Genomic DNA, 505 nt, shown 5'->3' on the forward strand with positions numbered 1-505 from the left:
AGCGTGCCACGGCTTTCTTCGCCAAGGAGACCCGGTGAACTGTTACCCGTTCATCGAGGCGGAAAAGTCCGGCAACCACAACGTCACCAGGGCTTGTGAGCTGCTGCAGGTCTCCCGTTCCGCCTACTACGCCGACCGCGCCAACCCCGGATCGCCCCGTCGTCGCCGTGACATCGAGCTGACCGCCAAAATCATCGCGATCCACGACGAGTCCCGCCAGACCTACGGCTCCCCGCGCATCCACCACGAACTACAAGATCAGGGCCAGCGGTGCTCCCGCAAACGCGTCGCCCGCCTGATGCGCCAGGCCGACCGCTACGCCCGGACACCACGCCGGTGGAAGAAGACCACTATCGCCGACCCGGCCGCTGCCCACCGCCCGGACCTGATCAGCCGCGACTTCACCATCAACCCCGCCCAACCCACAGCCGTGGACACCCGCTGGTGCGGCGACATCACCTACATCCACACCTGGCAAGGCTGGCTCTACCTGGCCACCGTGATC

At 66.1% G+C, this 505-nt stretch carries 1 protein-coding gene; it reads left to right on the forward strand.

All coding sequences use genetic code 11. From position 1 onward, the window contains the following. Nucleotides 1-34: 34 nt before the first annotated feature. On the forward strand, nt 35-505 hold a 471-nt coding region (locus ACFFGN_RS36050; RefSeq protein ID WP_380057773.1), incomplete at its 3' end, for an IS3 family transposase.

The organism is Kribbella deserti (assembly GCF_042434725.1).
Taxonomy (GTDB): Bacteria; Actinomycetota; Actinomycetes; order Propionibacteriales; family Kribbellaceae; genus Kribbella; species Kribbella deserti.